General features: G+C 41.7%; 27 protein-coding genes. 9 read left to right on the forward strand and 18 right to left on the reverse strand.

Annotated features, from left to right (window positions below):
• Window positions 1–9: 9 nt before the first annotated feature.
• The 5 genes from ACHUE3_RS16555 to ACHUE3_RS16575 form a co-directional block, all read right to left on the reverse strand.
• Window positions 10–537, reverse strand: coding sequence for a cytochrome c oxidase assembly protein (locus ACHUE3_RS16555; protein ID WP_394193444.1), 528 nt, complete (start codon window positions 535–537; stop codon window positions 10–12).
• Window positions 537–2,138 carry a cytochrome c oxidase subunit I gene (gene ctaD, locus ACHUE3_RS16560; protein WP_394193445.1) on the reverse strand — a complete coding sequence of 534 codons (1,602 nt, stop codon included), beginning with the start codon at window positions 2,136–2,138 and terminating at the stop codon, window positions 537–539. The genes ACHUE3_RS16555 and ctaD overlap by 1 nt, the downstream gene beginning before the upstream one ends.
• The gene (gene coxB, locus ACHUE3_RS16565; RefSeq protein WP_394193446.1) at window positions 2,135–3,280 is read right to left on the reverse strand and encodes a cytochrome c oxidase subunit II; all 1,146 of its coding nucleotides are present in this window, start codon (window positions 3,278–3,280) and stop codon (window positions 2,135–2,137) included. The genes ctaD and coxB overlap by 4 nt, the downstream gene beginning before the upstream one ends.
• Before the next feature lie 468 nt (window positions 3,281–3,748).
• Complete coding sequence (gene lexA / locus ACHUE3_RS16570) at window positions 3,749–4,366, reverse strand: transcriptional repressor LexA (protein WP_394193447.1); 618 nt, start codon at window positions 4,364–4,366, stop codon at window positions 3,749–3,751.
• A gap of 94 nt (window positions 4,367–4,460) precedes the next feature.
• On the reverse strand, window positions 4,461–5,231 hold the full coding sequence (locus ACHUE3_RS16575; protein WP_394193448.1) for a hypothetical protein: 771 nt from the start codon (window positions 5,229–5,231) through the stop codon (window positions 4,461–4,463).
• 113 nt (window positions 5,232–5,344) lie between these two features.
• Between ACHUE3_RS16575 and ACHUE3_RS16580 the strand changes: the two genes are divergently transcribed.
• Complete coding sequence (locus ACHUE3_RS16580) at window positions 5,345–5,788, forward strand: PaaI family thioesterase (RefSeq protein ID WP_394193449.1); 444 nt, start codon at window positions 5,345–5,347, stop codon at window positions 5,786–5,788.
• Here the strand turns inward: ACHUE3_RS16580 and ACHUE3_RS16585 are convergent.
• Entirely contained in the window at window positions 5,785–6,165 is a 381-nt protein-coding gene (locus tag ACHUE3_RS16585) for a hypothetical protein (protein ID WP_394193450.1), read from the reverse strand. The genes ACHUE3_RS16580 and ACHUE3_RS16585 overlap by 4 nt on opposite strands.
• 215 nt (window positions 6,166–6,380) lie before the next feature.
• Between ACHUE3_RS16585 and ACHUE3_RS16590 the strand changes: the two genes are divergently transcribed.
• The 4 genes from ACHUE3_RS16590 (at window position 6,381) to ACHUE3_RS16605 (ending at window position 9,985) form a co-directional block, all read left to right on the forward strand.
• Complete coding sequence (locus ACHUE3_RS16590) at window positions 6,381–7,082, forward strand: hypothetical protein (protein WP_394193451.1); 702 nt, start codon at window positions 6,381–6,383, stop codon at window positions 7,080–7,082.
• A 157-nt stretch (window positions 7,083–7,239) separates the two neighbouring features.
• Window positions 7,240–7,893, forward strand: a complete 654-nt coding sequence (locus ACHUE3_RS16595) for an endonuclease (RefSeq protein ID WP_394193452.1) — start codon at window positions 7,240–7,242, stop codon at window positions 7,891–7,893.
• Between the two features lie 96 nt (window positions 7,894–7,989).
• Window positions 7,990–9,621: a S41 family peptidase gene (locus ACHUE3_RS16600; RefSeq protein WP_394193453.1), complete on the forward strand. Its 1,632-nt coding sequence runs from the start codon at window positions 7,990–7,992 to the stop codon at window positions 9,619–9,621.
• Window positions 9,614–9,985: a hypothetical protein gene (locus tag ACHUE3_RS16605; protein WP_394193454.1), complete on the forward strand. Its 372-nt coding sequence runs from the start codon at window positions 9,614–9,616 to the stop codon at window positions 9,983–9,985. Before ACHUE3_RS16600 ends, ACHUE3_RS16605 begins: the two co-directional genes overlap by 8 nt.
• 41 nt (window positions 9,986–10,026) lie before the next feature.
• Here the strand turns inward: ACHUE3_RS16605 and hmpA are convergent, their stop codons facing one another.
• The 3 genes from hmpA to ACHUE3_RS16620 are packed head-to-tail and all read right to left on the reverse strand — an operon-like array spanning window position 10,027 to window position 12,733.
• Window positions 10,027–11,208, reverse strand: coding sequence for an NO-inducible flavohemoprotein (gene hmpA, locus ACHUE3_RS16610; RefSeq protein ID WP_394193455.1), 1,182 nt, complete (start codon window positions 11,206–11,208; stop codon window positions 10,027–10,029).
• Window positions 11,209–11,234: 26 nt separating this feature from the next.
• Window positions 11,235–12,467: an NnrS family protein gene (locus ACHUE3_RS16615; RefSeq protein WP_394193456.1), complete on the reverse strand. Its 1,233-nt coding sequence runs from the start codon at window positions 12,465–12,467 to the stop codon at window positions 11,235–11,237.
• On the reverse strand, window positions 12,467–12,733 hold the full coding sequence (locus ACHUE3_RS16620) for a hypothetical protein (RefSeq protein WP_394193457.1): 267 nt from the start codon (window positions 12,731–12,733) through the stop codon (window positions 12,467–12,469). Before ACHUE3_RS16620 ends, ACHUE3_RS16615 begins: the two co-directional genes overlap by 1 nt.
• Before the next feature lie 160 nt (window positions 12,734–12,893).
• On the opposite strand from ACHUE3_RS16620, the gene norR reads away from it, so the two are divergent.
• A complete protein-coding gene (gene norR, locus ACHUE3_RS16625; RefSeq protein ID WP_394193458.1) occupies window positions 12,894–14,453 on the forward strand; it encodes a nitric oxide reductase transcriptional regulator NorR in 1,560 nt (519 codons plus the stop codon).
• Here norR and ACHUE3_RS16630 read toward each other — a convergent pair.
• Window positions 14,448–15,341 (reverse strand): LysR family transcriptional regulator, encoded by an 894-nt coding sequence (locus tag ACHUE3_RS16630; protein WP_394193459.1) that lies wholly within the window; start codon window positions 15,339–15,341, stop codon window positions 14,448–14,450. The genes norR and ACHUE3_RS16630 overlap by 6 nt on opposite strands.
• A 126-nt stretch (window positions 15,342–15,467) precedes the next feature.
• Here ACHUE3_RS16630 and ACHUE3_RS16635 point away from each other — a divergent pair, with 126 nt between their 5' ends.
• Window positions 15,468–16,037 carry an NADPH-dependent FMN reductase gene (locus tag ACHUE3_RS16635; protein WP_058561464.1) on the forward strand — a complete coding sequence of 190 codons (570 nt, stop codon included), beginning with the start codon at window positions 15,468–15,470 and terminating at the stop codon, window positions 16,035–16,037.
• A 3-nt stretch (window positions 16,038–16,040) separates the two neighbouring features.
• Here ACHUE3_RS16635 and ACHUE3_RS16640 read toward each other — a convergent pair whose 3' ends face one another.
• Window positions 16,041–16,484, reverse strand: a complete 444-nt coding sequence (locus tag ACHUE3_RS16640; protein ID WP_394193460.1) for a tellurite resistance TerB family protein — start codon at window positions 16,482–16,484, stop codon at window positions 16,041–16,043.
• Window positions 16,485–16,625: 141 nt separating this feature from the next.
• Between ACHUE3_RS16640 and ACHUE3_RS16645 the strand changes: the two genes are divergently transcribed.
• Window positions 16,626–16,952 carry a hypothetical protein gene (locus ACHUE3_RS16645; RefSeq protein WP_394193491.1) on the forward strand — a complete coding sequence of 109 codons (327 nt, stop codon included), beginning with the start codon at window positions 16,626–16,628 and terminating at the stop codon, window positions 16,950–16,952.
• Between the two features lie 2 nt (window positions 16,953–16,954).
• On the opposite strand, the gene ACHUE3_RS16650 is transcribed toward ACHUE3_RS16645, so the two are convergent.
• The 7 genes from ACHUE3_RS16650 to fabR form a co-directional block, all read right to left on the reverse strand.
• Window positions 16,955–17,548, reverse strand: a complete 594-nt coding sequence (locus ACHUE3_RS16650; RefSeq protein ID WP_394193461.1) for a hypothetical protein — start codon at window positions 17,546–17,548, stop codon at window positions 16,955–16,957.
• Window positions 17,549–17,634: 86 nt separating this feature from the next.
• Complete coding sequence (locus tag ACHUE3_RS16655) at window positions 17,635–18,600, reverse strand: SRPBCC family protein (RefSeq protein WP_394193462.1); 966 nt, start codon at window positions 18,598–18,600, stop codon at window positions 17,635–17,637.
• A 113-nt stretch (window positions 18,601–18,713) separates the two neighbouring features.
• Window positions 18,714–19,313 carry a 3-isopropylmalate dehydratase small subunit gene (leuD, locus tag ACHUE3_RS16660; RefSeq protein ID WP_394193463.1) on the reverse strand — a complete coding sequence of 200 codons (600 nt, stop codon included), beginning with the start codon at window positions 19,311–19,313 and terminating at the stop codon, window positions 18,714–18,716.
• Window positions 19,313–20,713: a 3-isopropylmalate dehydratase large subunit gene (gene leuC, locus ACHUE3_RS16665; RefSeq protein ID WP_394193464.1), complete on the reverse strand. Its 1,401-nt coding sequence runs from the start codon at window positions 20,711–20,713 to the stop codon at window positions 19,313–19,315. Before leuC ends, leuD begins: the two co-directional genes overlap by 1 nt.
• Before the next feature lie 61 nt (window positions 20,714–20,774).
• A complete protein-coding gene (gene leuB, locus ACHUE3_RS16670) occupies window positions 20,775–21,851 on the reverse strand; it encodes a 3-isopropylmalate dehydrogenase (protein WP_394193465.1) in 1,077 nt (358 codons plus the stop codon).
• Entirely contained in the window at window positions 21,848–23,401 is a 1,554-nt protein-coding gene (leuA, locus tag ACHUE3_RS16675) for a 2-isopropylmalate synthase (RefSeq protein ID WP_394193466.1), read from the reverse strand. Before leuA ends, leuB begins: the two co-directional genes overlap by 4 nt.
• A gap of 381 nt (window positions 23,402–23,782) precedes the next feature.
• Window positions 23,783–24,400: an HTH-type transcriptional repressor FabR gene (gene fabR, locus ACHUE3_RS16680; RefSeq protein WP_099295506.1), complete on the reverse strand. Its 618-nt coding sequence runs from the start codon at window positions 24,398–24,400 to the stop codon at window positions 23,783–23,785.
• 126 nt (window positions 24,401–24,526) lie between these two features.
• Between fabR and ACHUE3_RS16685 the strand changes: the two genes are divergently transcribed.
• Window positions 24,527–25,660: an acyl-CoA desaturase gene (locus ACHUE3_RS16685; protein ID WP_394193467.1), complete on the forward strand. Its 1,134-nt coding sequence runs from the start codon at window positions 24,527–24,529 to the stop codon at window positions 25,658–25,660.
• The last annotated feature ends 1 nt before the right edge of the window (window position 25,661 follow it).

The following is a 25,661-nucleotide window of genomic DNA, read 5'->3' on the forward strand; positions in this document are numbered from 1 at the left end:
TACTTGCTCCTAATTACTAGCCAAAAATTGACTACTAATATCAAATACGGTGTACGACAGAGTTAACTCTTCAACATCACTTGGTAGCTCAGTATCAACATAAAAAAGGAGTTTAAACTCAACTTCTTCTCCCGCTTTTAGCGGCTGTTGGTCAAAACAAAAACACGCCATTTTATGAAGATACTTAGCAGCTTTACCCGGTGACACTGAGGGAACTGCCTGCATAACTTTGTCTTGGTTGCTAAGGTTTTTTGCCTTAAACAATACTTCTCGCATTGCACCAGGTTTTACCACCACACTATATTCATGTGATTTCACTTCAAATGGCGCGCCACTTTGAGCATGTGTTGTAAAGCTCACATCGACTTCGCGATTATCAGTAATGGCGTTACTTTGCTGCGCTTGCTCTAGAGATGGCTTCCCGTTTAAGCCTGTGATATCGCAAAAAACATCGTATAAAGGCACCAAAGCAAAAGCGAAAGCAAACATGCCTATGCATATTAATACCAGTCGTTTAAGCAAAGGCGCATGCGTCATTATTTAATCTCCGGTGGTGTATCGAAGGTATGATATGGAGCTGGCGATGCGACTTCCCACTCTAATCCCTCTGCGCCATCCCACACTTTTGCTGGCACCTTGTCACCGCCTTTCGCGCACTTATAAACCACAACAACAAATAGTAACTGCGATAACCCAAAGGCAAAGCCACCAATACTAATAATCGCGTTAAAGTCAGCAAATTGCAGCGCGTAATCTGGGATCCGTCTTGGCATACCAGCCAGTCCAACAAAATGCATTGGGAAGAACAGCACGTTTACACTCACCAAAGATAGCCAAAAGTGCCACTTAGCTAAGGTGATATTAAACATATTGCCCGTCCATTTGGGCAGCCAATAGTATGCCCCTGCCATAATCGAGAATACGGCACCGGTCACTAACACATAATGAAAATGTGCCACCACAAAGTACGTGTCATGATACTGAAAATCGGCAGGTGTAATAGCTAACATCAAGCCTGAGAATCCACCTAGAGTAAACAGCACAATAAACGCAATACTGAACAACATGGGTACTTCAAAGCTAATAGACCCTCGCCACATAGTGGCTACCCAGTTAAACACTTTTACCCCAGTCGGCACCGATATCAGCATCGTTGCATACATAAAGAATAGCTCAGCTGCAACAGGCATTCCTGTCGTGAACATATGATGCGCCCAAACAATAAAGCTTAGCAGCGCAATTGAGGAGGTTGCGTACACCATAGAGGCGTAGCCAAAGAGCTTTTTACGAGAAAAGGTCGGCACTATCGTCGAAATAATGCCAAATGCAGGGAGTATCATAATGTACACTTCAGGGTGACCGAAGAACCAGAAAATATGCTGGAACATAACCGGATCTCCCCCTCCAGCAGCATCAAAAAAGCTGGTTGCGAAGTATTTATCAGTTAATACCATGGTGACCGCACCGGCTAACACGGGCATTACTGCTATCAATAAAAACGCTGTGATCAACCACGTCCAAACAAATAACGGGAGTTTCATCCACGTCATGCCAGGCGCACGCATATTAACGATAGTTACAACCACGTTGATGGCGCCCATAATGGAGCTAATACCCATGATATGCACCGCAAACACAAATAAAGCGGTATTATCATTACTATACGTTGTTGAAAGCGGCGCATAGAACGTCCACCCAAATGCAGGGCCACCACCTGGCATAAACAGCGATGCTAACAAAATCAAAAACGCGAAGGGTAAAATCCAAAAGCTCCAGTTATTCATTCTGGGTAGAGCCATGTCCGGCGCACCAATCATTAAGGGCACCATCCAGTTTGCCAACCCAGTAAATGCTGGCATTACCGCACCAAACACCATAATTAAACCGTGAACCGTGGTCATTTGATTAAAAAAGTGAGGATCGACTAACTGTAAACCAGGCTGAAATAATTCAGCACGGATCACCATAGCCATCGCACCACCAATTAAAAACATGGTAAGTGAAAATATTAAATATAAACTACCAATGTCTTTATGATTAGTAGTAAACAACCAACGTTTAAAACCCTTTGCTGGGTGGTGATGCCCCGCATCATGATGCGCAGCGTCGTTATTATGCTCGTCTGTTATGCTACTCATGGCTTAGCCTCCGCAGTTTCATCAATCCATGCCTGAATATCACTTGGCTGAACTACTTCACCTGTATTGTTACCCCACGCATTACGTTTATAGGTAATAACAGCGGCAAGCTGTTTAATTGATAGTTGTTTTACAAATGCCTGCATAGCAGTACCCGGGCTACCATGTACAACAATATCTATGTGATCTTTAATATCTCCTAACACGATAGGGCTTCCCTTAAGAGCTGGGAAAACACCGGGTAATCCCATGCCTGTGGGTTGATGGCAAGCAGCGCAACTAGCCATGTATACTTGCTCTCCCAGTACCATAAGCTCTTCTTTTGGTAGAGTTTGATCTAATAGCGCTGCATCAGCAGCTGCAGCTTGTTGCTTGGCTTGCTTTGCATTGGCTAACCAAGTTTCAAAGTCTGCCTCGGACTTGGCCTCTACTACAACAGGCATAAAACCGTGATCTTTACCGCATAGTTCGGCGCATTGGCCTCGGTAAATGCCTTCTTCATTAATTCGGGTCCAAGTCTCATTAATAAAGCCAGGATTGGCATCCTTCTTAACAGCAAAGTCAGGCACCCACCATGAATGAATTACGTCATCTGAGGTCATTAAAAAACGGATTTTTTTATTAATTGGAAGCACTAAAGGTTTATCGACCTCGAGTAAATAGGTATCCGTTTTTTCAGCTTGATTCGCTATTTGGTCACTAGGTGTTGATAGAATGGAATAGAAATCAACATCTTCTCCCATGTATTCATAATGCCACTTCCACTGCGACCCAGTGACTTTGATAGTGATGTCAGCTTTACTAGCATCTTCCATCGCGATTAAAGTTTTAGTGGCTGGGACTGCCATAGCTATTAGAATGACAAAGGGAATTGCCGTCCAAAGTATTTCTACTTTTGTACTTTCATGAAATTGGGCAGGTACTGCCCCTTTCGATTTACGATGATGTATTAATGCCCAAAACATAACGGCAAATACAATCACCCCAATCACACAACATATAATAAAAATAGTCATGTGCAGTTGATAAACATTATTACTTATATCAGTGACACCTTCTCGCATATTATATTGACTGTTTGCCAATAATTGCTGCGGAAGCATTAATAATATAAGCCACAAGGTAGAGCTCAATTTACCCATGTGACAGCTCCTTTTGATGCTATTGCAAGACGCAAAGCGAAGAGGCGGCACTGCTTTATACTCGCCAATTCGTTATTTTTTTATTGTTACTGGTTATGTTTATGTCTTCAGACGCTATAACGCAAAAAGATCACTAATTAACACAGCGTATTAACCAATTAGTTAAAAAATAAACAATTAGCAAGTTTTAAGGTAAATAAAATTCTATTTTGGTGCAAAAATAACAATGTTAAATCAGAGCGTTATTTTGTTTTGCGGGAATATTCTAAGCGCCTGAAACTGGCGGATAATGAGGTGTGATAAGGCTTAAGAAGCTATATAGAAGTGTGTAATACTGCAGCTAACGTGGCTATAAAAAATATAAGCACCAAATATCACTCATTTGGTGCACCGAGGTGGCAGTAAATAAACTATTAGGAATAAATACATGGCCCAACCTACATCGTTATAAACTTATAACAACCAATCTTACATCCAGTCTGCGTTTCGAATAACGCCTACAGCTAATCCTTCAATATTAAATGACTCATGCTCAAGGTCGACCTCAATTGCAGTAAATTCATCATTTTCAGCATGTAAGAGAACTTTTTTCCCTGCTTTTTCAATGCGTTTAACTGTTACATCATCATCAACACGCGCAACAACCACTTGACCATTTTCAGCAACCTGCGTTCGATGTACAGCAAGTAAATCACCATCCATAATACCAATGTCTTTCATACTCATACCTTGTACACGCAATAAAAAATCAGCGGCTGGCTTGAACATTAAAGGGTCAATCTGACAATAGCTTTCAACATGTTGTTGTGCAAGTATTGGTTCACCAGCTGCGACTCGGCCAATTAGTGGTAATCCAAGTTGCTCGGGTTCATCCTCTTCTACCAGCTGAATACCACGGCTTGCACCTGGCTTCATTTTAATAACACCTTTTTTAGCCAGTGCTTTTAAATGCTCTTCAGCAGCGTTTGCACTTTTGAAACCTAAAGTTTGTGCAATTTCAGCACGCGTAGGCGGCATACCAGTATCTTTGATAAACACTTTGATTAATTCAAGAATTTGAGCTTGACGATTCGTTAATGGGCGCATACAACTGGTTTTCCATACAGTACATTTAACTGTGAGTATATACAGTTATTTGAAAATCGCAAATTTTAAATTAGTTACCTTTAGCCCTACTTTTTTACCATCTAGTACTTAGCAATAAAGTGGCGCTATTTAAACCATCATCAGATTTAAAAGATGCGCCTAAACCAAACTTTAGCGCTATATGCTCATTAAACCAGTACTGTGTTTGCAACTCATAGTTATCAGTATTATTGCCATGGTCACGAACATTAGCGACCAAAGCAACTGACCAATCTTGATTTATATAATACGCTACCCGCCCTTGAACATACCGATAGCGCCCAACTAACTGCTTAGCTTGTAGATCCCAGCCTTTATTATTGGTTAAGCTGGTCCAGCGCACATACGGCGCATAACTCCATTCAACCGACGTTACATTGTCTTTTAAATAATAGCCTTTCCCTTGAAAATAGTTGTAAAAAGCAGTTAAGCCTATTTGTAGCTGATCATTTACCTGGTTTCCAATTGAGGCCGTCACTAAAGAGCTGTCTGATTGCCAATGGCCGCCATCATCATCAACATGCCGCAAGCCAGCCGCTAAAATTAAGCCATGTTGCCAATAATAAGTCGCATCACTGGTAATATAGTAAAGGTTGTCATTCGCAAAGCCACCTAACGCAATATTGTTCACTCGGTGCAAGTGACTTTTTAGCTCTTGAGGACCAGATAAGGCGGTTAAGTCATCACTAAAATAACGGTATCTCGCACCTAAAAATGCTTTATCCAAGCCACTTAAATCAGTTAACCCGAGATCAACCTGATGATTGATATCTGCATAGCTGGATAACGATAAACAGCTAATTAACAGCATTATTCCTTTTTTCATCATGCGTTCCTAAAATGTAACATTAGGTATATTTTAGCTATTTAGATGATCTTAACTGTAGAAAAGTGTACAAAAGTGTAGGCTGGTTTTAAATTTTTAATCGAGGACATTCCATGGCTATTTGGTATCACCCAATCACTCTAGCGCAGTGTAAACAACTTGATGAAGGCATTAATGGCCAAGGCACGTTAATGAAAACAATGGGTATAGAAATCACTGAGATTGGCGATGACTATTTAGTGGCAACGATGCCTGCAATACCTGCACACCACAACCCTATTGGAATGGTTCATGGCGGAGCAAATGTTGTGCTTGCAGAAACAGTTGCCAGTTATGCTGCTAATTTTGTTATAGATTTCACAAAATTTTACTGTGTTGGCCAAGAAATAAATGCAAACCATTTAAAAGCATCTCGAAATGGCGTGCTCACGGCAGTAGCAAAACCTATACACATAGGAAAACGGACATCGGTATGGGAAATTAAGATAACAAACAGTCGAGGTGAACTGTGCTGCGTATCAAGAATGACCGCAGCAGTGGTTGAGCGTAAAAATTAACTTTCTATTGGATAAATCGTTATCTCAACGCCTGCACCAATAGCAGATATTCGCAACAGCGTATCTGCTTGCAGCGCTTGATTAAAACATTTTGGTGAAGTGCCTGACTCAAAGCCTATATCAAACGTGCGCCGAGAGCACGCTAACCATTGTTTTAATGCATTGCGTGAACAGGATTCAATTAATTCACACATATGGTTAATGGCTTTATCTGGTGTAGACACTTCAAGATTCGCCTCAATACGCGCTAATTGACGATATTCATCTTTGTCATAGTGTAAAACTGTGGCAATTTTTTTTAAGTCTGCCACTAGTGCACTAATATCTTGTTTAGACTCAAGCTCTAGATCTACATTTAAAAATTGAATTTCCGACATGCTATTGTTTTACCCCGCGTTAATTACAACGCAAACTTTAACCTAAATTTGCATTTATACCAAACTCTATCCCTTGCAAATTCGACCACTACTCACTTTCACTTCTCTATTATGCAGAACAACTCTAAAGCCCTACTGCGACAATTTGCCACATGGTCAAACTCGGTATACTTTGTAAAATACTGCGCAAAAAATAATAACAAATGAGTTTTTTAATGAATAAACGTATTTTCAAGCACGCTCGTAAATGTCATAAATGGCTTGGATACATTCTTGCTTTGCAAATTTTTGCATGGCTGTTAGGTGGTTTAGTCATGAGCGCTATTCCGCTTGAAAAAGTTCATGGTAAGCATTTGGCAGCTCGAGCAATCGACAATCCATTTACTCAAAAAAATTACCCTGCGTCACTCGATAAAATAGTAGCTCAAATCAAACAGCCTAAACAGATTACCTATTCTCATTTTTTAAACACCCCGATCATTACGCTAAAAACTGACACAAAAGAGCATCATTTTGATGGAGTAACAGGGCAACCATTTAGTAATCCCAATAAAATACAAATTGCCGAAAATGCAAAAGCTCACCTGATAATTGACGCTAAGATTAATACGATAAATCTACTTGAAGCAGGGCCTCGAGAAGTTGGCTACAAAGAAAATATATGGCAAGTGAGTTTTAACGACACTTTTAATACAACACTCTATTTATGGGCAGATAGTGGTAAAGTAATCACAGTTCGCAGCACTATATGGCGAATTTTCGACTTTTTTTGGATGTTGCACATAATGGACTACGATGAGCGCGAAGACTTTAATAACCCATTACTGATTAGTTTTTCAGCGACTAGCGTACTGTTTTGTATCACTGGCATGCTACTTTTACTACAAAATGTACGCCTACGCCGCCGAAAACTTTAAATTGCAGTAAGGCATTATGAGTGCCTTATGAATACCTTATAAGTGCCTTGCCTGTTGTATCATTGCATTTCTCTGAACATACTCCATTCAACTGATTTACCCGTTTGAATAATCACTCTAAAATAGCGTTTCCTGTTGTTCACTAAAGTGATTGGATATGCCGCATTTTCTTCTTGCGCTCGCTTTTTTTTGCCTGAGTTTTAACCTTTACGCAGAGCAATTTACGAGTTTCTCAAGCGCCAAAAAACACCTGATAAAAACCTTACCCAACGATGCTAAAAGTATTTACTGTGGTTGTGATATAAAACGCCAAGGTAAAAAGCTAATACCCGATCCAAATGCGTGCGGTTATATACCACGCAATGCCGTAACACGCTCAGGTAAACCCAATGCTCGTGCCGTTCGGATTGAATGGGAACACATAGTTCCAGCTTGGGAGTTTGGCCACCAGTTACAATGTTGGCAAAATGGTGGGCGAAAAAACTGCGTGAAAACCAGCGAGCAGTTTAGAAAAATGGAAGCCGATATTAATAATCTAGCCCCTGCGATTGGTGAAATTAATGCGGATAGATCGAATTATCGCTTTGGTATGATTGCAGGTAGCGCCACACAATATGGCAACTGCCAGGTAAAAGTGAACTTTAAACAACGAGTTGTTGAACCACCCGGTTATTCGCGAAAGCGTATTGCAGATGCATACTTTTACATGCAAAAAACCTACGGATTAAAAATATCCAATAAACAACAGCAGTTATTTAAAGCATGGCAAAACCAGAACTTGGCACAAACCCAAAACTCTCAGCATCTTTAACTCTACAAATGTTTACATTATAAACGTATTTTTTGTTGCCTATCTTGAGCTGTATTGATATTTTCGAAACAAGTATTTACAAGAACGTAACCAAATATGTTTAATAAAAAAAGAATCTCTACTGCTATTCTCATTGCTTTTTCTGGTCTTGCAATTACAGCATGTGGAGGCGGCGGTAGCCTAAATAAAGATTCAAATAATACAGACTCTACCAATGTGGTAACACCGCCACCACAGTCTAATGAGGTTGAATGGGTTGCAGGTGAATTTGACGCATCAAGTACATTTAAAAACCAATGTGATGTGCCACGCACAGGTAACGACCCATACAATAATAACCAGCCATACCCTGATAAAGCAGGCTCCACCCTAACAGAAAAAATGTGGCTACGTTCTTGGAGTGATGAAACATACCTGTGGTATGACGAAATAACAGATAAAAACCCAGAAAGCTTTGATACTGTTGCGGCTTATTTTGCGCAATTAAAAACTGAGCAAACGACTGATTCTGGCGCTAAGAAAGATAATTTTCATTACAGCGAACCCACTGAAGACTTTTATAAAGAAGCACAATCAGGCGTAGTCTCCGGTTACGGCATTAACTGGTCATTTATTTCAAACACGCCACCAAGAGTGTTAAGAGTTGCCTATCTTGAAGATAATTCACCAGCACAAAATGCAGGAATACAACGTGGCGATACCGTTCTTTCTGTTGATGATGTAAGCATAGATACCAACACTCAAGCTGGAATTGACTCGCTCAATAGTATTTTGTTTGGCCCAACAGCTGGCGAAGCACATAACTTTAGAGTGCGCAGTAATGACGGGACTGAAAAATCAATCACCATTACAGCGGGTAACATTGCAAAAACCCCGGTTCAGAACGTAAATACATTTACTACACAAAACAATACACGTGTAGGTTACATGCAGTTCAATAGCCATATAGGTGTTGCGCAAGAAGGTTTAATCGATGCAGTTAATAAGTTTAAGGCTGATCAAGTCGACGAATTAGTCATCGACTTTAGATACAACGGCGGTGGTTTATTAGCTATGTCATCACAATTAGCTTACATGGTCGCTGGCCCTGCTAACACTGACGATTTTTACTATTATCAAACGATTCAGAATGACAAGCTACCAAAGGAAGTACCTTTATCATTCATTAACCAAGAAATTGATTACTCAACGTTTGAAGGTAAACAAATTCTTTTACCTGATTTAAACCTATCAAAAGTTTATGTCCTTAGCACATCAGGTACCTGCTCTGCATCTGAAGCCTTTATTAATGGTTTAAAAGGTATTGATGTTGAGGTGGTATTAATTGGCGACACAACGTGCGGTAAACCTTATGGTTTTACACCTACCCACAACTGTGCAACTACTTACTATACTATTCAGTTCAGTGGTGCTAATTATAAAGGATTTGGTGAATATTCAGATGGTTTAACACCCACGCCTTCACCACAGTTTTCAGCTGATGTTAAAGGCTGCCCTGTTACTGATGACTTTGATCATCAACTAGGTGATACAAACGAAGCACTGCTATCGACGGCGTTATACCATATTACAAATAATGGCTGCCCTGAAGTGGCACAAAACGCTAAACAACAACCTGCCAGCTATGCACAAAGTAACGAAACGGGTTTATCGCTTGAGATACCTCAGTCGCTTTACAACACAAATATGGATTTAACATGGCCTAGTACAGGGGATGCAAATGATTAAATACATACTAAGCGCTGTTAGCGCAATCATAATAACAGGTTGCAATAGCACACAAGCTGTAGAGCCTCAAGATGCAACCCTATCGCGCGTAAACCCGGGAATTGTGACGCAGCTGCAACAAGCAATTCAAACCGCGAAAGGTGGCCCTTTAGTGACCCTTGCAGATGATGTATTTACTAAAAGCGCACAGCTTTTGATAGATCATGGCACAACTAAAGGCCCTGATGGCATGCCTATTATGGGCGCACATAATATACCTTCAGAAAAGTTTGTCTTGAAAAAGTCAGGGGAGCAATGCTTTCTATTTTACCCTAAAAAGCAGTTGAGTATTCCGCTAAGCAATGTCGAATGTGAAGTTATCTAAAACCAAAAAGGCGCATTAAGCGCCTTTTTGTTATGAGCGGATTAAAGCGCTTGATGTGGACCAAACACTTCGTAATGTATACGTTCAGCATCAACATTCAAAGCAAGCAATTGTTGCTTAATTGCTGCCATAAAACTTGTTGGGCCACATAAGTAAAAGTCACATTTAGCCAATGGAAGCTGATTTGCAACAGTACTTATATCCATTAAACCACTGAACACTCCACTCTTACTTTCTTGATTATACCAAGTGTAATGCTTTAAAGAGGTGTGTACGGCTGCAAGATCATTTAAATAACTGGCAAATGCATGCTGCTGCTCATTCTCACAGGCATGTAAATAAACGATTTCAGAGTTGGATTCATTCTGCAATATTGTTTGCAGCATTGCTAGCATTGGAGTTTGACCAACACCAGCCGAAATTAGTACTGTAGGTTTTTTGCTGTCTCTTAAAAAGAAATCGCCAGCTGGCGGGTATAATTGCACAACACCCCCCTCATCAAGCGAGTGTAAGTAATTGGAAACAATACCAGGACCCGGTACCAACTCTTTTTTCACACTGATTCGGTAGTTTTCTCCATTACTTTGTTGAGAAATGGAGTATTGCCTAATTTCATTGTATTGCGTGTCATCAGGTTTTACCTTTATCCCTAGATATTGCCCAGGTTTGTGAGTTATTACAGCCTTTGCATCAACAGGCTCTAGGGTAAAACTGGTCACCAACTCGGATTCGATACACTTGTTAGCTATCACAAATTTACGAGTTCCTGTCCAGCCGCCGTGTTTGGTTTTACTGTGTTCGTAAAGCGCCGCCTCTTCGGTTATACAAATATCAGCAAGTAAAGCGTACGCTTCGCGCCAAGCGTACTCCACTTCAGCGGTGAACTGCTCAGGTAATAGCTCTTTTAAGGTGCCAATCAAATGCCCACCTACAATTGGGTAATGTTCTGGCAGAATATGCATACTTGTATGTTTATGATTAATTCGTGCAAGCGCTTCCTTTAACACACCCAAATTATCAATATGTTGTGCATACGCTGCTAACGCATTAAATAATGCAAATTGCTGACGCCCGCTGCGCTGATTGGCCATATTAAAAATATCTTGCAGTTCAGGGTTATGGCTAAACATACGATTATAAAAATGCTCTGTCACAACGGTCCCTGCTTGCGCTAATAAAGGGGCTGTACTTTTTACAATCGAAATGGTTTTCTCAGATAACATACTACGTTTCCTAATAACTTAAAAAATTAACCCCGACGCCCATCAACACGACGCTGTGTCAAAATAGGTGCGTAATGGAGTAAGAACAGTAAAAATGCCACTAGCCAACATAGTGCGCTAAGCTGCCACGCAATTGATGAACCAATAACAATGGGAAGTAATGAGCGAGTTATCGCCGCAATAACCATTAAACCGAATGCAGCAGATATAGCGTGTGGCACACGAAGTGGACGGCCTGTATGACCCAGAGATACACGGCTCATCATGGCTAAAATCATCATACTAATCGTGCCTATGGTGATCATATGCAGTGCGTCGCTAAATAAAATAATTGAACTGAAAAAGCTCAGCGCAACCAAGGTTAAACCCACACCCAAAGCAAAATAAGACACATGCAATGACCACAAAAGTGGCACTGTTAATACCTTACTATTCCACCATATAAATGAACGAGTTAAGTGCAAAGCAGCCACCACACTCATTATCCAGCCGGGATTTAAACTGCGCACAAATACCTGACTAATGAAAAAGGCAGAAACACCCAGCACCGCGCAATACAGCAATATTTTATCTAATCGGGGCGAGCGCACTTGCTCGCTAAGCTCTAAGCCTCGCGCTGTAAAAAAAGGCACAACACGCCCAGCAATGACCCCTACTAATATCGTCATTACCAGTATGGCGGTGTCTGCAATTGAAAGTGCTAACGCATTCTTTTGCTGTATGACTAACCATAGATAGGAGATATTTAGTGTAGCTAATGCACTGAGCATAAATAAAAAAATATAGTTATTCTTACTTTTAGCCACAATAAGCATGTTTGCTAAAGCGGCTATAGCCCCAAGCCACCATAGCAACTGCAATCCAATAACTAGAAATAGGTTGATGCCGTGAACACTTGGCATAGAGATGAAAAATGCTCCCTGCGCTGCTAACCAAACAAAAGTTAATCCCATCAAAGCACTACCGCTAATACTTGGTACGCCAGTCCAGGTCTGAGCGGCGGTTAATAAAAAACCTACAGCAACAAAACCTGCAAAACCAAACATCATTTCATGAGCGTGCCAGAGTGTTGCAGGCATGCTTAACTGCCAATTTGCATATCCCGTTAAAATGAGTAACCAATAGCCAATAGAAAAAACAGCAAGCAAGCCCGCACCTAAAAAAGCAGGGCGAAAAGCGAGGTTCCAGATTGGCCATTGACTAAGTTGATAAAAACGCACGTTTTCAGCCGCCGGCTCGGTTAAATTTATTGGCCGCATTAGCGCACCTCTCTACCTAAGCTATTTAGTGCAATACAGCGCAATACATAACTAATTTTTAAAATCGTCGCTGCAATAATGGTAGAAATATGCGCCACTATTTGCAGTTTAGTTGAAAGTAAATCAGCCAACGGGTAACTAAATAAAACGGTCACTCCAAGCGACAAGCAACTCAGCAAAAGCGCCCAATTAGCGCCTATTAATAAACGTAGGTAAAAATCAGTATCTGTGGCTAAGTTGCTGCAAACAGTGTTGTAGTAAGACATAAATCCCCCTGTACATTATAGATATACACCTTGTATTGCACAGAGTGAGCCAACAATTTAAACCATTAATTATCAGTGATTTATAACTTTAAGTGTTGACATAAAGGTCATAATGACACACCATCACAAATGAAATAAAACACATTAGAGTCAAATTGACATGATTAATACCTTAACCCTTTTGAACACCGCTTTGCAGTTGGGTACTATTAAGGTGCAAGCCAATCACTATCAACACATTATTGAATGCGTAAAAAACGTGCTGCCCAGCGATGCAACCGCGTTGCTTATTTGCCAAGATAATGTATTAAAGCCTGTGGCTATTGATGGCTTAATGCCAGACACATTAGGCCGGCGGTTTGTGATCAACAATCACCCACGCTTACACGCTATCTGTGACTCCAGTCAGCCTTTAAAATTTGCTCAAGATTGCTCGTTACCAGATCCTTATGATGGGTTACTTAACCATCAAGAAGGAGATATTCCCGTACATGCCTGCCTGGGTATGCCATTATTAGAAGGCGACACTTTATTGGGTGTGATTACATTAGATAGCCTAAATGCCCACGCCTTTGATGACTTTGATATGCAACTGCTCGCCATACTTAGTCAGCTGTGTGCAGCACAGTTAAAAACCGCCCTTTTGTTACAGCAGTACCAACATCATGCCCAACATAGTCATGCATTAGTACAAGAGTTAAATCGTGAAGCACTCACTCGAGATGGGGTTGAAATTATTGGCCACAGCCCAGCGATGCAAACCTTAAGAAATGACATAAAACTGGTTGCAGGTTCTGAATTTAGCGTACTTATTCAGGGTGATACCGGGGTTGGAAAAGAACTTGTTGCCCGCAATATACACTTACACTCGAAGCGCAGTCAGCAGCCTTTGATCCATTTAAACTGTGCCTCATTACCTGAAAACCTCGCCGAAAGTGAATTTTTTGGCCATGCCAAAGGGGCTTTTACAGGCGCTGAAAATGCACGCCAAGGAAAATTTCAACTTGCTGATAGCGGTACATTATTTTTAGATGAAATTGGCGAATTACCACTCGCTATGCAAAGTAAATTACTACGAGTTTTGCAAAGCGGTGAAATCCAAACGCTCGGCGAAGATAAGGTAAAATATGTTGATGTAAGAGTGATCGCCGCAACAAACCGCAATCTAAAAGATGAAGTGGCGCAAGGTCGTTTTCGAGCCGATTTATATCACCGATTGAGTGTTTATCCACTGAATGTTCCACCACTAAATCAGCGCGAAAACGATGTAGTATTGCTAGCTGGTTTCTTTATTGAAAAAACAGCCAGAAAATTGGCCATTAAGCAGCTAAAATTAAGTGTCGAAGCCCAGTTCACATTAACCCAATACACTTGGCCTGGAAATGTTCGAGAGTTGGAGCATGTTATTAGCCGCGCTGCATTAAAAGCCAAACAAAGCCAATGGCAACAAGCCATCATTACCATTGAGGCTGAACATTGCGAGCTCAACCTTAATACACAAACTCCAGCTCTGATCCCGACGCCTACGACCATGCAGGAAAATAGCCCGCAACTTTCATTAAAACAAGCAACAGATACCTTTACGCATAATCTCGTTAGTCAGCAGCTTGAGCAGCATAATTTTAACTGGGCTGCGACCGCACGCACCTTAAATGTCGACCGCGCTAATTTGATCAGGCTAGCTAAAAGGCTCGGTATAAAAGTAAAAAAGTCACTATAAGGTAATCTCTTTAAAATATGCTTTTAACAGTTGGCTAAACGCCTGCACCTTCGCCGTTCTGTGAACTAGGTGATGTGTTACTAACCATAAATCGGTAGGCCAACTTAACTCATTCGCTAATACCGGCACTAAATCGGGGTATTGCGCAGCTACATCGTGTTGTAAGCCGCCGATACCTAGTCCTTTGACAATCGCACGGGTAGCTTCAGAGGTCTCAGACACGCGTAATTTAACTTGTGACGCGGGAATATTTTCATCTACCCAAGCAAAGTAAGGCACCTTGCCATTGTAACCAGCAACGCCCGAAACAAAATTATGCAGCTCTAGCTGCTTTAATGATTTAGGCTGCCCGTGTTTCTCTATATATCGTTTTGAAGCATAAAAGCCCGATGATAAATGCGCTAAGTGTTGTGCAATATAGTCACCTTCATCAGGCCGCGGACCAGCACGCACTGCGATATGAGCTTGGCCATGATCTAAACGCAAACGCTTTTGGTCAAGAATAACTTCTAACTGCACTTGTGGGTGCAAACTCTGAAATTGCTCACACACATCACTAAGTACATCAATAAACCCACTTACAGTTGTAAGCAATAAACTGCCTCTTAAGGTGCTATCTGCAGCAATAATGTCATTGTGTAAGCGCTCAAGTTCGCTATTGATGGATTGAGCCGCAGTGAATAACTTCGCGCCAATCTCTGTTACTTTATAGCCACGAGCATGACGGTGAAATAATCGTGCATTTAAATTCTTTTCTAAGTTATTTATTCGCCTAAGCACCGTGCTGTGGTGTACGTTTAACTTTTCAGCAGCAGCAGTTAATGTTCCTAACCGCGCGACTTCATAGGCAACTTTTACATCTTGCCAATCATCAAAGTGTATCGCCATATTTGCTCTTAATCTTAACTGTGCATATATGCACATAAGTTTTGCGTTTATTTGGCTTTTCTGCAAGTAAATATTTGCTAAAGTAAGTAACAAGATAATTAAACGAACAACATTAAGGCGAACACCATGACTGCACCTAAAATTATTGCCTTAGCAGGCAGCTTACGTAAAGACAGCTTTAACCAAAAATTGATTAATGAAGCAGCCCGCTTTGCTTTAGAAAGCGGCGCAGAAGTAGAAGTGATTAAGCTTGGCGATTTGAATTTACCAATGTTTGATGAAGACATTGAAGCACAAGGTACACCTCAGGGCGCACAGCTTTTAAAAGACAAACTACGTGCTGCAGATGGTATCTTACTTGCTAGTCCTGAGTATAACGGCTCGATCACCGCGGTCCTTAAAAATGCGATTGACTGGGCTTCACGTACAGAGCAAGGCGCAGTTCCAGCGTTTCGTAATAAAGTGACTGCACTTTACGCATCTTCACCCGGTGGTTTAGGTGGCCTGCGTGGACTAAACCATGTTCGTGATATCCTATCAGGTATCGGTAGTTTAGTGCTTGCCGACCAACTAGCTGTGCCGGCTATTCATACTGTACTTGATGAAAATGGCCGCATTAACGACCCTGCTACAGCAGAAAAAGTAGCAGGCCTTGCACAGCAACTTGTTAGCGTTGCCAGCAAACTAAATAAGTAATCGCTAAATTTTTGTCGCTGCTAACTTAGCAGCGATAAAGTCTTCATGAGTAACATACAATAAGTTTGCTACCCTTCGAATAACATACTCTTCTTGTGGGTCTAACTCACCGTCGGCATACGCTAAGCGCCACAATAACTCCACGATATCTATGCGCTGCTGCGCGCTGCACTGATTATTAATTTGTTTAGAAAACTGAAAGTAGTCAATCGCTTCATCTAAACTTTTACCCGCACTTTGCATAAGTTCATCAACTTCTGCATCCGATAACTCGAAATACTTTTTAAGTGTGAAAGTTAACGTTTTAAGCTCATCATCTTGCTGCTGGGTATCTGCACGCATGACTTCAATAAGTAAGGCTGCAACGGCCGTCTTCAGATCATGCTCTTGCATCTGAGCTGGCTGCTCATTAAAAGTTGAAAATAGCTGTTTTATTTGTTTGAACATCACATTTTCCCTTTTTGGGTGTTAGACTTAAGTTATAGCTAGTTGCATCACTGTAGTTAAATCGCCAATGCAATACAATAAAGGAGTGTGAGGTTTATGAGAGGAAAGATAGCACAGAGCTTAAAGTTAAGCGGTAGTTTAATGCTATTGGTAAGTTGCGCCGTGACACGCGCAGAAATGGGAAAAACCGAAAAACTCTTTGATTTTGATGATAAAGTGCATTATCACCAAACTCAAATTGACGATAATAACTACCGCCTTGAAATACAATCAGACAACTATCAACACTTTCAAAACCAATCTGTGTTTTTACTACGCCATGCTCAGCGCTTATGCAAGGGCAACTCTTTTATGTTAAAAGTGACTGATGGCGTACAAGAATATGAGCGTTTCCCTAGCAAACCTCGCCCCTATCAGCCACCTTTAACGGTGTTGCTACAGTGTGAAACCGAGCCTAATGAAGACTAAACCTAGTCTTTATAACCCCAAGGTGCAGCAGGCGGTGTAATTGGTTTAGTTAAATCAAAATCAACGCGAAACTCACGGCCTTGGCGAATCAAACGATAGGTAAACTGCTTCGGATAAATATACATCTGCCAAGTGTTGCCCATAGATTGCGGTATTCCTTGGTTAACAAATAATTCTTTTGAATACTGATCCGCAGGGAAAGACTGCACACTCTCAAAGCCCGCATCAACCGTATGACCACCATACATAGTTGATACATCATCAGTACCGTCTTTATGGCGATGATCGTGCTTTAAGCTCAAGCCACTGCCTGTTTTTGTGATGATCCACGTACGTGATGCATCATCGCCAACATGAAACGGTACTTGAAGCTCTCGCTCGTTACAACGGCGAACATGCATAACTAATTTTTTACCCGCAAACGAGCTAGGACCAGCAGCATTATCAACCGTTACAGTTCCTTCATACGCTTTACCACAATGGGCAGCAATATTATCAAAAAAGCCATCATGGCTTGGAATAGACACCAAAGGCGCAGGGCGCGCAAACACAGCACTAGATGCCAATAATAAAGTCGCAGCAGTTAATAATTTCATAGCATGTTCCTAAAAATATAAAGGCCCAGCTTAGCGTGATTGTACATACAAAGAAAATATTCTCGTTAAATGGTTATCGCTCAATTTTATACCGCCTTTTCAGATCTTTTTTTAAGTAACGTTAGCAAAGAGTGATGAAAGTCCTGGAAAATAACCTCTCCCCAAAACCGCGAATAAATGCCAAAGCTTGTATTGTCTTGAACCGTAGTTTTTAAAGTTAAGCGTGTGTGACCATCAGATGTAGATGTTAAGTAGTAGCCACCATAAAGCGGGGAAAAATACTCACCACCTAGCTTTACATGTTTATCGAGCGCATTATCTGGTATTAAATCAGGGTCTATATCAAACCGATAAAGCATGTGCTGATTAGGCTGCCAATCTGTAATCACCTCTTTAAATACAACCCCTTTTTGCCATTTACTCGTCCTTATAGCGCCGACCCCATTTGCATCCATGTCCGCTTGCAAAGGTCGGGGAATACCAATGAACTGAGAAAATGACAGTGGAAACTCCCCTTCTTCTATGTAGCTTACATCAGCTAATTGGCGCCAAACAACCTCAATCGGGGCGTGTATTACTATATCGTTTTTCACTTCATAGGTTTGCGAAAGGGCTAAAAGATTAACCTCAAGTGGCGATAACACCAAGGGTAGAAAGGCTACAGACATTAATACTTTTTTATCTTTTTGTACCCACGTACGGTGGACAAAACCAGCTAGCATCCCGCCAATACTTGCAAACAGCATAAAAGCGGGCAATGCCATAGCCACACAAATACTACCTTCGAGCAACGTAGCTACACTCACCAGTAAAAACACAAAAATAGGCTGCCAAGCCTTAACAGCCATTTGTTTGTAAGACATTGATTGGTTGGCTTTGCACTCATAATAAATACGAATATAACCAATGGCCACAGGAACTAAAAACATAAAAGAAATAGTAACAAGACTACTAAAGTTCATTGTATTACCAAACTCTATGAATACCCGCATTGCAATGCCATAAAGTGCACCTAAGATAATGCCGATATGTTTTGGAGAAAGCATTTTCATTATTTTTTATTATTGCTGCTAGTTAATTTTTTTCGACGTTAGCAACTATTTTTACCCGCAGCAATAAAAAACGCGGCCAGAGCCGCGTTCATTGTTTAATAACTTTTAAACCACTACTGCCAAGGGCGCTCGGCGTTAAGCTTTGCTTCAAAGGCGTCGATTTGTGGATTTAGGGTTTCGGTCACGCCGATAAAATCTAAGCCACTTAATAAGCGCTCTTTTACATCTTTACGGATATCAAAGCTAATTGGTGCAAACTTGTTACTGGTCAGCGTTTGATTTTCAAGATCGATGTCGATATGAATATCGTCATGCTGTTCACTCAGTACAAATAAGTCTTCTAATGTTTGTGCTGGAAGTGCAATCGCCAGCATTTGGTTATTACCGCAGTTGTTAAAGAAAATATCAGCAAAGCTTTCTGCCAAAATCACTTCAAAACCGTATTGCTTAAGCGCCCACGGTGCATGCTCTCGTGATGAGCCACAGCCAAAGTTATCGCGAGTTAGCAGTATTTGCGCACCTTGGTAACAAGGGCGATTTAAAATAAACTCAGGATTTGGCTCGCCGTTATCTAAATAGCGCCAATCGTAAAACAAGGCTGCATCAAAGCCGTCACGACTGGTTGATGTTAAGAACTGCTTAGGAATAATTTGGTCTGTATCAACGTTGTTTTTATCTAGTGGGGCCATTAAGCCGCTAAAATAAGTGCTCATTAAGCTTCTCCTCTAATATCAACAAAACGACCATGTATTGCTGCCGCTGCGGCCATTGCAGGGCTCACTAAATGAGTGCGTCCACCACGGCCTTGGCGACCTTCAAAGTTTCGGTTTGAGGTAGATGCACAGCGCTTGCCTGCACCTAAACGGTCATCATTCATTGCTAAGCACATTGAACAGCCTGGCTCGCGCCATTCAAAGCCTGCCGCTTTAAAAATATCAGCTAAGCCTTCGTCTTCCGCTTGTTTTTTCACCAAGCCTGAGCCTGGTACAATTAACGCTTCAACGCCTGCGGCAACTTGCTTACCTTGCACAATATGAGCAGCAGCGCGTAAATCTTCAATACGGCTGTTAGTACATGAACCAATAAATACCGTATCAACACTTGCTGATGACAGTTTTTCTCCCGCTTTTAAGTCCATGTATTTAAGTGCGCTACGAATGGCATCGGCTTTAATTAAATCAGGCTCTTTATCTGGATCAGGAATAAATTCATCCACGCCAATTACTTGCTCAGGGCTCGTGCCCCACGTAATTTGCGGTTGAATGCTGCTAGCTTCAAGTTCAACTTCTAAATCAAATTGCGCGCCTTCGTCAGTTTTTAGCGTTTCCCAATAAGCAACGGCGGCATCAAAATCAGCGCCTTTTGGTGCAAATGGGCGACCTTTTAAGTAATCATACGTAATTTGATCTGAGGCTATTAAACCGGCTTTCGCGCCCATTTCAATACTCATATTACACAGCGTCATACGCGCTTCCATTGATAGCGCTTCAATGCCCTCACCACAAAACTCTGCTACATAGCCTGTACCACCGGCTGTGCCAAGCTTACCAATCACCGCCATTATTAAATCTTTGGCTGTCACTGTTGGCCGTAAAACGCCATTAATTTGAATTTTTAATGACTTGGCTTTTTTCTGCTGTAGTGTTTGCGTAGCTAGTACGTGTTCAACCTCAGAGGTGCCAATACCGTGAGCAAGCGCACCAAATGCACCGTGAGTTGAGGTATGGCTATCGCCACACACTATGGTGGTGCCTGGTAAGGTAATACCTTGCTCAGGCCCCATTACATGCACAATACCTTGATTAATTGAGTTTAAATCGTAAAGCGTAATACCAAACTCTTTACAGTTTGCATCAAGCGCCATTAATTGGTTCTTTGACACTTCACTGGCGGCATCAAGTGATCGGCTTTTAGTCGATACATTATGATCCATAGTCGCGATGGTTTTTTCTGGGCAGCGTACTTTACGATTTTTTTCACGCAGGCCTGCAAACGCTTGCGGCGAGGTGACTTCGTGCACTAAATGACGGTCAATATAAAGTAAGTCTGTTTGCTCATTAATGCTGGCAACGACATGCGCTTGCCAGATTTTGTCATATAAAGTTTGGGCCACTTGCTAATTCCCTAATACTGTTTTGAGCCGGAGCATAACGGTGCTTCGGCTATAAAGTTATTTAGATGCGTGAAACAATCGCTGCTGCAACATCGCTAGTAGTGTATCCGCCATTTGGATAAATATCTGGCGTGCCAACGCCCGCTTCAACGGCTTCGGCGACTGCTTTTTCAATGCTGCGCGCCGCTTCATCTTGGCCTAGCGAATAACGTAACATCAATGCCGCACTTAAAATTTGTGCGATTGGGTTAGCAATGCCTTTTCCTGCGATATCTGGCGCAGAGCCACCAGCAGGTTCATACATACCAAAACCCGATTGATTCAAACTCGCTGAAGGTAATAACCCCATAGAGCCGGTGATCATCGCGCACTCATCAGACAAAATATCACCGAATAAGTTATCGCACAGTAATACGTCAAACTGACTTGGTTGCTTCACTAATTGCATTGCCGCATTATCAACGTAGATGTAATCTAGGCTGACTTCTGGGTAGTCTTTGCTTATTTCTGTCACCACTTCACGCCATAAAACGCTTGATGCGAGTACGTTCGCTTTATCAACCGACGTAACATGGTTACTGCGTAATTTTGCTGCTTCAAAGGCAAAACGAGCAATGCGTTCTATTTCTTTACGCGAGTAAGTTTGTGTGTCAAATGCCGCTTCGTCAGCACCTTCACCTGTTCGGCCTTTATCACCAAAGTAGATACCACCTGTTAACTCACGCACACACAGAATATCAAAGCCACGTTCACTAATATCTGCACGCAGCGGCGAAGCTGCACTTAAAGCCGGTAGTAACTGAGCTGGGCGTAAATTACAAAACAGTCCAAAGTGCTTACGTAGTGGCAATAAAGAGGCGCGCTCTGGTTGTTCATCGGCAGGTAAGTGCTCCCACTTTGGGCCGCCGACTGAGCCAAATAAAATCGCATCAGCTTGTTCGCACGCTGCAAGTGTTGTATCTGGTAATGCTTTGCCAAATTCATCAATAGCCGCACCACCAATAGCATGAGGGTGGCGAGTCATGGTAAAGCCAAACTTGTTACTTACTGCATCAAGCACACTTTCTGCTGCTGCCATTACTTCTGGGCCGATACCGTCGCCTGCTAATACTGCAACGCTGTAATTTGTTTGACTCATCCTGCTTTCCTTTGTTGTTTTAAATCAGACACTTTTTGTGCACGATAAATTAAGTTATAAACACGGATCATGGCGCGTACTGACGCTTCAACCACATCCGCTGCAATGCCCGCACCGTGATAAGGGCGACCATCGTATTTAGCTATAATATTTACTTGGCCAAGAGAACTTGCCCCTTCCCCCGTGGCTTCTAAATTAAACTCAATCATCTCAACTGCCATACCCGTTAAGCGCTCAATCGCTAAGAATGACGCTTCAACAGGGCCATTGCCGGTTGCGGCTTCTTGCTTAGATGCTCCATCTATGGTCATGCCAATAGTTGAGCTCGCCACCGACTGTGAATTAGACGTTGAGTTAACAAACTCTAATTGGTATTTTTCATCTTTATCATTGATTTGATTAAAATAGATCATCGCTTCAAGGTCATAGTCGTAGACCGTGCCTTTTTGGTCAGCCAACGCTAAAAAGCTTTCATATAAGCTATCCATATCGTAATCAGATTTTTGATAACCTAACTCTTCTAAGCGGTGTTCAATAACATGACGACCCGAACGTGAGGTCATATTCAATTGGTTATTTGGCACGCCCACACTTTCTGGCGACATGATTTCATAAGTGTTTTGCGCTTTTAAGACACCGTCTTGGTGAATACCTGAACTGTGAGCAAATGCGTTTTCGCCAACAATGGCTTTATTTGGTTGCACTGGCATATTACAAATTTTTGCCACTTGACGAGACGCGCGGTAAATCTCTTCACTACGAATATCGGTGTGCACTTTTAAGTGGTCTTGGCGCATTTTCATTATCATCGCCACTTCTTCAAGCGAGCAGTTACCCGCACGCTCGCCAATACCATTGATAGTACACTCGATTTGGCGTGCGCCCGCTTGAACAGCCGCAACTGAGTTTGCAACTGCCAACCCTAAGTCGTTATGGCAATGCACACTCAAGCGTGCTTTATCTATATTTGGCACGTTATTCATTAAATGATGGATCATCGCCGCGTATTCGTCTGGTGTTACAAAACCAACGGTGTCGGGTAAGTTGATCGTTGATGCACCCGCGTTGATGGCTTGTTCAACAATTTTGCATAAATCCCAATGCGGAGTACGCCCGGCATCTTCACATGAAAATTCCACATCATCGGTATAGTTGCGAGCAAGTTTGATTGATTTAACAGCCATGGCTGTGGCGTCATCCAAGCTCATACGTAATTTGTGCTCTAAGTGCAGTGGGCTGGTAGCGATAAAAGTATGGATACGGCTTTGCTGTGCGCTGCGAAGTGCTTCGCCGCAAGCTTCAATGTCTTTAGCAACAGAGCGTGCTAAACCACAGATAATAGGTCCTTTTACTTCCGTAGCAATGCGTTGTACTGAACGAAAATCGGCAGGGCTAGAAACTGGAAAACCCACTTCCATCACATCAACATTTAAGCGACTGATGGTGTGTGCCAGTTGGATTTTATCATCCTCTGTTAGGCTTGCTTTTAGTGCCTGCTCACCATCGCGTAAAGTGGTGTCGAAAATCCATACCTTGTCTTTATCCTGCATAATTTACCCTTAATTCTCAGCTACCCTAATTGCGAGATAAAAAAAACCCCGCATTTTGCGGGGTCTTTTAATGTTTCTTAATGAAAATACACTAACGCCCGCTTACATAAGTTAGCAGCAGGAGGTTTAGTTTTAATGTAATTAAACGTGTATTTTGCATCATCTTTACTAAATGTGTGTGTTCAGTGAGGCCTATTTTTAACACTCATCCACACGAGGTGCAAGCATAATATCACCTTGAAACGTCATTAAAACCGACAATGAGGGGATAGATAATTCAAATTAAAAATCAAAGTAGATAAATTAATACGACAAGGTAGATTTTAAAGCTTTTTAAACCAGTGCTTAACCTGTCATTGCTTAGATTAACTATTTATTGTTTTAGCTATTATTGTGATCTCTAATGTAATTACTCGCACCGCGGGTAATGTAACGTAACTGCCAAATCACTCGTTCAACCAACTCATCACGTTGTTGGCCTTCCAAATCAAGCGCTTCTGCTCCTGCATTAAATACCAGGGTAACCATTGCTTCTGCTTGAATGTATGCTTGAGTTGCATCACAAGGCGTTTCGCTTTCGAGGTAATGTGCCAGCTCCAAAATAAAATGCTTTATTTCTCGGGCAACCGCGGCTCTGAATGCCTTTGATGTGCCCGAACGCTCTCTCAGAAGCAACCTAAACTGATTACTTGAATTATCTATGAACTCCATAAAAGTCACCACTGAGGTCGTAATCACACTGCCACCGCTAGCAATACGACGCCGCGCTTGGCGCATTAGTTGGCGTAATGTTAAACCGGCTTCATCAACCATGGTTAAACCGAGCTCATTCATATCTTTAAAATGCCGATAAAAAGAGGTAGGCGCAATACCCGCTTCGCGAGCAACTTCACGTAAACTGAGGTTGGAAAAACTATGATCAGCACTTAATTGATTAAATGCCGCCTCAATTAAAGCTTGTCGTGTTTTTTGTTTTTGTTGCGCGCGAACACCCGACATGAACTACTCCTGATTTAATTTAAATCAAATTATGGTGACTTTTAGCTTAATTCCCCAGTCTAATACTTGACGGCGAGAGAATGAAATACTATTTTAGCGTACAAGTGTACGCTCAGATTTTTAAAGATGAAAAAACCACCGATTATTTGGACCAATGTCCTGTTTTTTAGCCTTACATTTTTGGCTGCTGTTATTTTAGTTCCTTGGTATGGAATTACCCATGGGTTTTCAAGCGCGAATTGGATTGCTTTTGTTGCGTGTATGTTTTATGCCGGCATGTCGATAACTGCTGGGTATCATCGCCTATGGGCACATAAAACCTACGACGCTCACCCTGCCATAGAAGCTTTTTTTGCTTTAGGCGGGGCATTTGCATTACAAAACAGTGCGCTGCACTGGAGTAGTGATCACCGCATTCATCACGGACAAGTAGACGACCCAGTAAAAGACCCATACGCTGCAACTAATGGCTTTTGGTATAGTCACATAGGTTGGATGTTGCGTGATTATCAAGGTGATAGTTATAGTGATTACAGCAATTGTCGTGACTTACAACGCAATAAAGTAGTGATGTGGCAGCATCGCCACTACATGAAGCTAGTGCTTGCTACTAATATTGGTATTCCTTTAGCCCTTGGTTTAATGGTCGGCGATGTATTTGGTATGCTATTATTAGCGGGATTATTGCGTTTAGTGTTAAGCCAACATTTTACCTTTTTTATTAATTCAGTGGCGCATATTTGGGGCTCACGCCCTTACACTGAAAAGAATACAGCCCGTGATAACGGCTTTTTAGCGCTATTCACCTATGGCGAGGGGTATCATAATTTTCACCATATATTTGCCAGCGACTACCGTAATGGCATTAGATGGTTTCATTATGATCCAACAAAATGGCTAATTCGCTCACTCGCGGCATTAGGCTTAGCACGTAAATTGAAACGTACGCCGGTCGAACGTATTGAAAAAGCGAAGGCCGAAACACTCATGAACAAAACGCAAATTCGCTTAGCTAAATTGCCACTAGCGCAAGATAAGCTAACATTATTGCAGCAAGAATATGATTTATTGCTGAAAAAGCTACAACACTTTTGTGCCCTAAAAAAACAGGTATTAGAAGTTAAAAAGAATAACATGCTGCAACAATGCGAAAAATCAGCTTTAATTACACAATACCATGAATTAGAAGCCGCTTGGGAAAGTCAAAAACAAGCATGGCTAGCACTGAATGCGAGGTTATTAAAAGCCTCTTTTAGTTAAT

The organism is Pseudoalteromonas atlantica, assembly GCF_043641955.1.
In the GTDB taxonomy this organism is placed as follows: domain Bacteria; phylum Pseudomonadota; class Gammaproteobacteria; order Enterobacterales; family Alteromonadaceae; genus Pseudoalteromonas; species Pseudoalteromonas atlantica_A.

Coding starts and splice junctions, on each gene's coding strand:
- ACHUE3_RS16555 (WP_394193444.1), bottom strand. CDS start 537: ATGACGCATGCGCCTTTGCTTAAACGACTGGTATTAATATGCATAGGC.
- ctaD (WP_394193445.1), bottom strand. CDS start 2,138: ATGAGTAGCATAACAGACGAGCATAATAACGACGCTGCGCATCATGAT.
- coxB (WP_394193446.1), bottom strand. CDS start 3,280: ATGGGTAAATTGAGCTCTACCTTGTGGCTTATATTATTAATGCTTCCG.
- lexA (WP_394193447.1), bottom strand. CDS start 4,366: ATGCGCCCATTAACGAATCGTCAAGCTCAAATTCTTGAATTAATCAAA.
- ACHUE3_RS16575 (WP_394193448.1), bottom strand. CDS start 5,231: ATGAAAAAAGGAATAATGCTGTTAATTAGCTGTTTATCGTTATCCAGC.
- ACHUE3_RS16580 (WP_394193449.1), top strand. CDS start 5,345: ATGGCTATTTGGTATCACCCAATCACTCTAGCGCAGTGTAAACAACTT.
- ACHUE3_RS16585 (WP_394193450.1), bottom strand. CDS start 6,165: ATGTCGGAAATTCAATTTTTAAATGTAGATCTAGAGCTTGAGTCTAAA.
- ACHUE3_RS16590 (WP_394193451.1), top strand. CDS start 6,381: ATGAATAAACGTATTTTCAAGCACGCTCGTAAATGTCATAAATGGCTT.
- ACHUE3_RS16595 (WP_394193452.1), top strand. CDS start 7,240: ATGCCGCATTTTCTTCTTGCGCTCGCTTTTTTTTGCCTGAGTTTTAAC.
- ACHUE3_RS16600 (WP_394193453.1), top strand. CDS start 7,990: ATGTTTAATAAAAAAAGAATCTCTACTGCTATTCTCATTGCTTTTTCT.
- ACHUE3_RS16605 (WP_394193454.1), top strand. CDS start 9,614: ATGATTAAATACATACTAAGCGCTGTTAGCGCAATCATAATAACAGGT.
- hmpA (WP_394193455.1), bottom strand. CDS start 11,208: ATGTTATCTGAGAAAACCATTTCGATTGTAAAAAGTACAGCCCCTTTA.
- ACHUE3_RS16615 (WP_394193456.1), bottom strand. CDS start 12,467: ATGCGGCCAATAAATTTAACCGAGCCGGCGGCTGAAAACGTGCGTTTT.
- ACHUE3_RS16620 (WP_394193457.1), bottom strand. CDS start 12,733: ATGTCTTACTACAACACTGTTTGCAGCAACTTAGCCACAGATACTGAT.
- norR (WP_394193458.1), top strand. CDS start 12,894: ATGATTAATACCTTAACCCTTTTGAACACCGCTTTGCAGTTGGGTACT.
- ACHUE3_RS16630 (WP_394193459.1), bottom strand. CDS start 15,341: ATGGCGATACACTTTGATGATTGGCAAGATGTAAAAGTTGCCTATGAA.
- ACHUE3_RS16635 (WP_058561464.1), top strand. CDS start 15,468: ATGACTGCACCTAAAATTATTGCCTTAGCAGGCAGCTTACGTAAAGAC.
- ACHUE3_RS16640 (WP_394193460.1), bottom strand. CDS start 16,484: ATGTTCAAACAAATAAAACAGCTATTTTCAACTTTTAATGAGCAGCCA.
- ACHUE3_RS16645 (WP_394193491.1), top strand. CDS start 16,626: ATGCTATTGGTAAGTTGCGCCGTGACACGCGCAGAAATGGGAAAAACC.
- ACHUE3_RS16650 (WP_394193461.1), bottom strand. CDS start 17,548: ATGAAATTATTAACTGCTGCGACTTTATTATTGGCATCTAGTGCTGTG.
- ACHUE3_RS16655 (WP_394193462.1), bottom strand. CDS start 18,600: ATGAAAATGCTTTCTCCAAAACATATCGGCATTATCTTAGGTGCACTT.
- leuD (WP_394193463.1), bottom strand. CDS start 19,313: ATGAGCACTTATTTTAGCGGCTTAATGGCCCCACTAGATAAAAACAAC.
- leuB (WP_394193465.1), bottom strand. CDS start 21,851: ATGAGTCAAACAAATTACAGCGTTGCAGTATTAGCAGGCGACGGTATC.
- leuA (WP_394193466.1), bottom strand. CDS start 23,401: ATGCAGGATAAAGACAAGGTATGGATTTTCGACACCACTTTACGCGAT.
- fabR (WP_099295506.1), bottom strand. CDS start 24,400: ATGTCGGGTGTTCGCGCGCAACAAAAACAAAAAACACGACAAGCTTTA.
- ACHUE3_RS16685 (WP_394193467.1), top strand. CDS start 24,527: ATGAAAAAACCACCGATTATTTGGACCAATGTCCTGTTTTTTAGCCTT.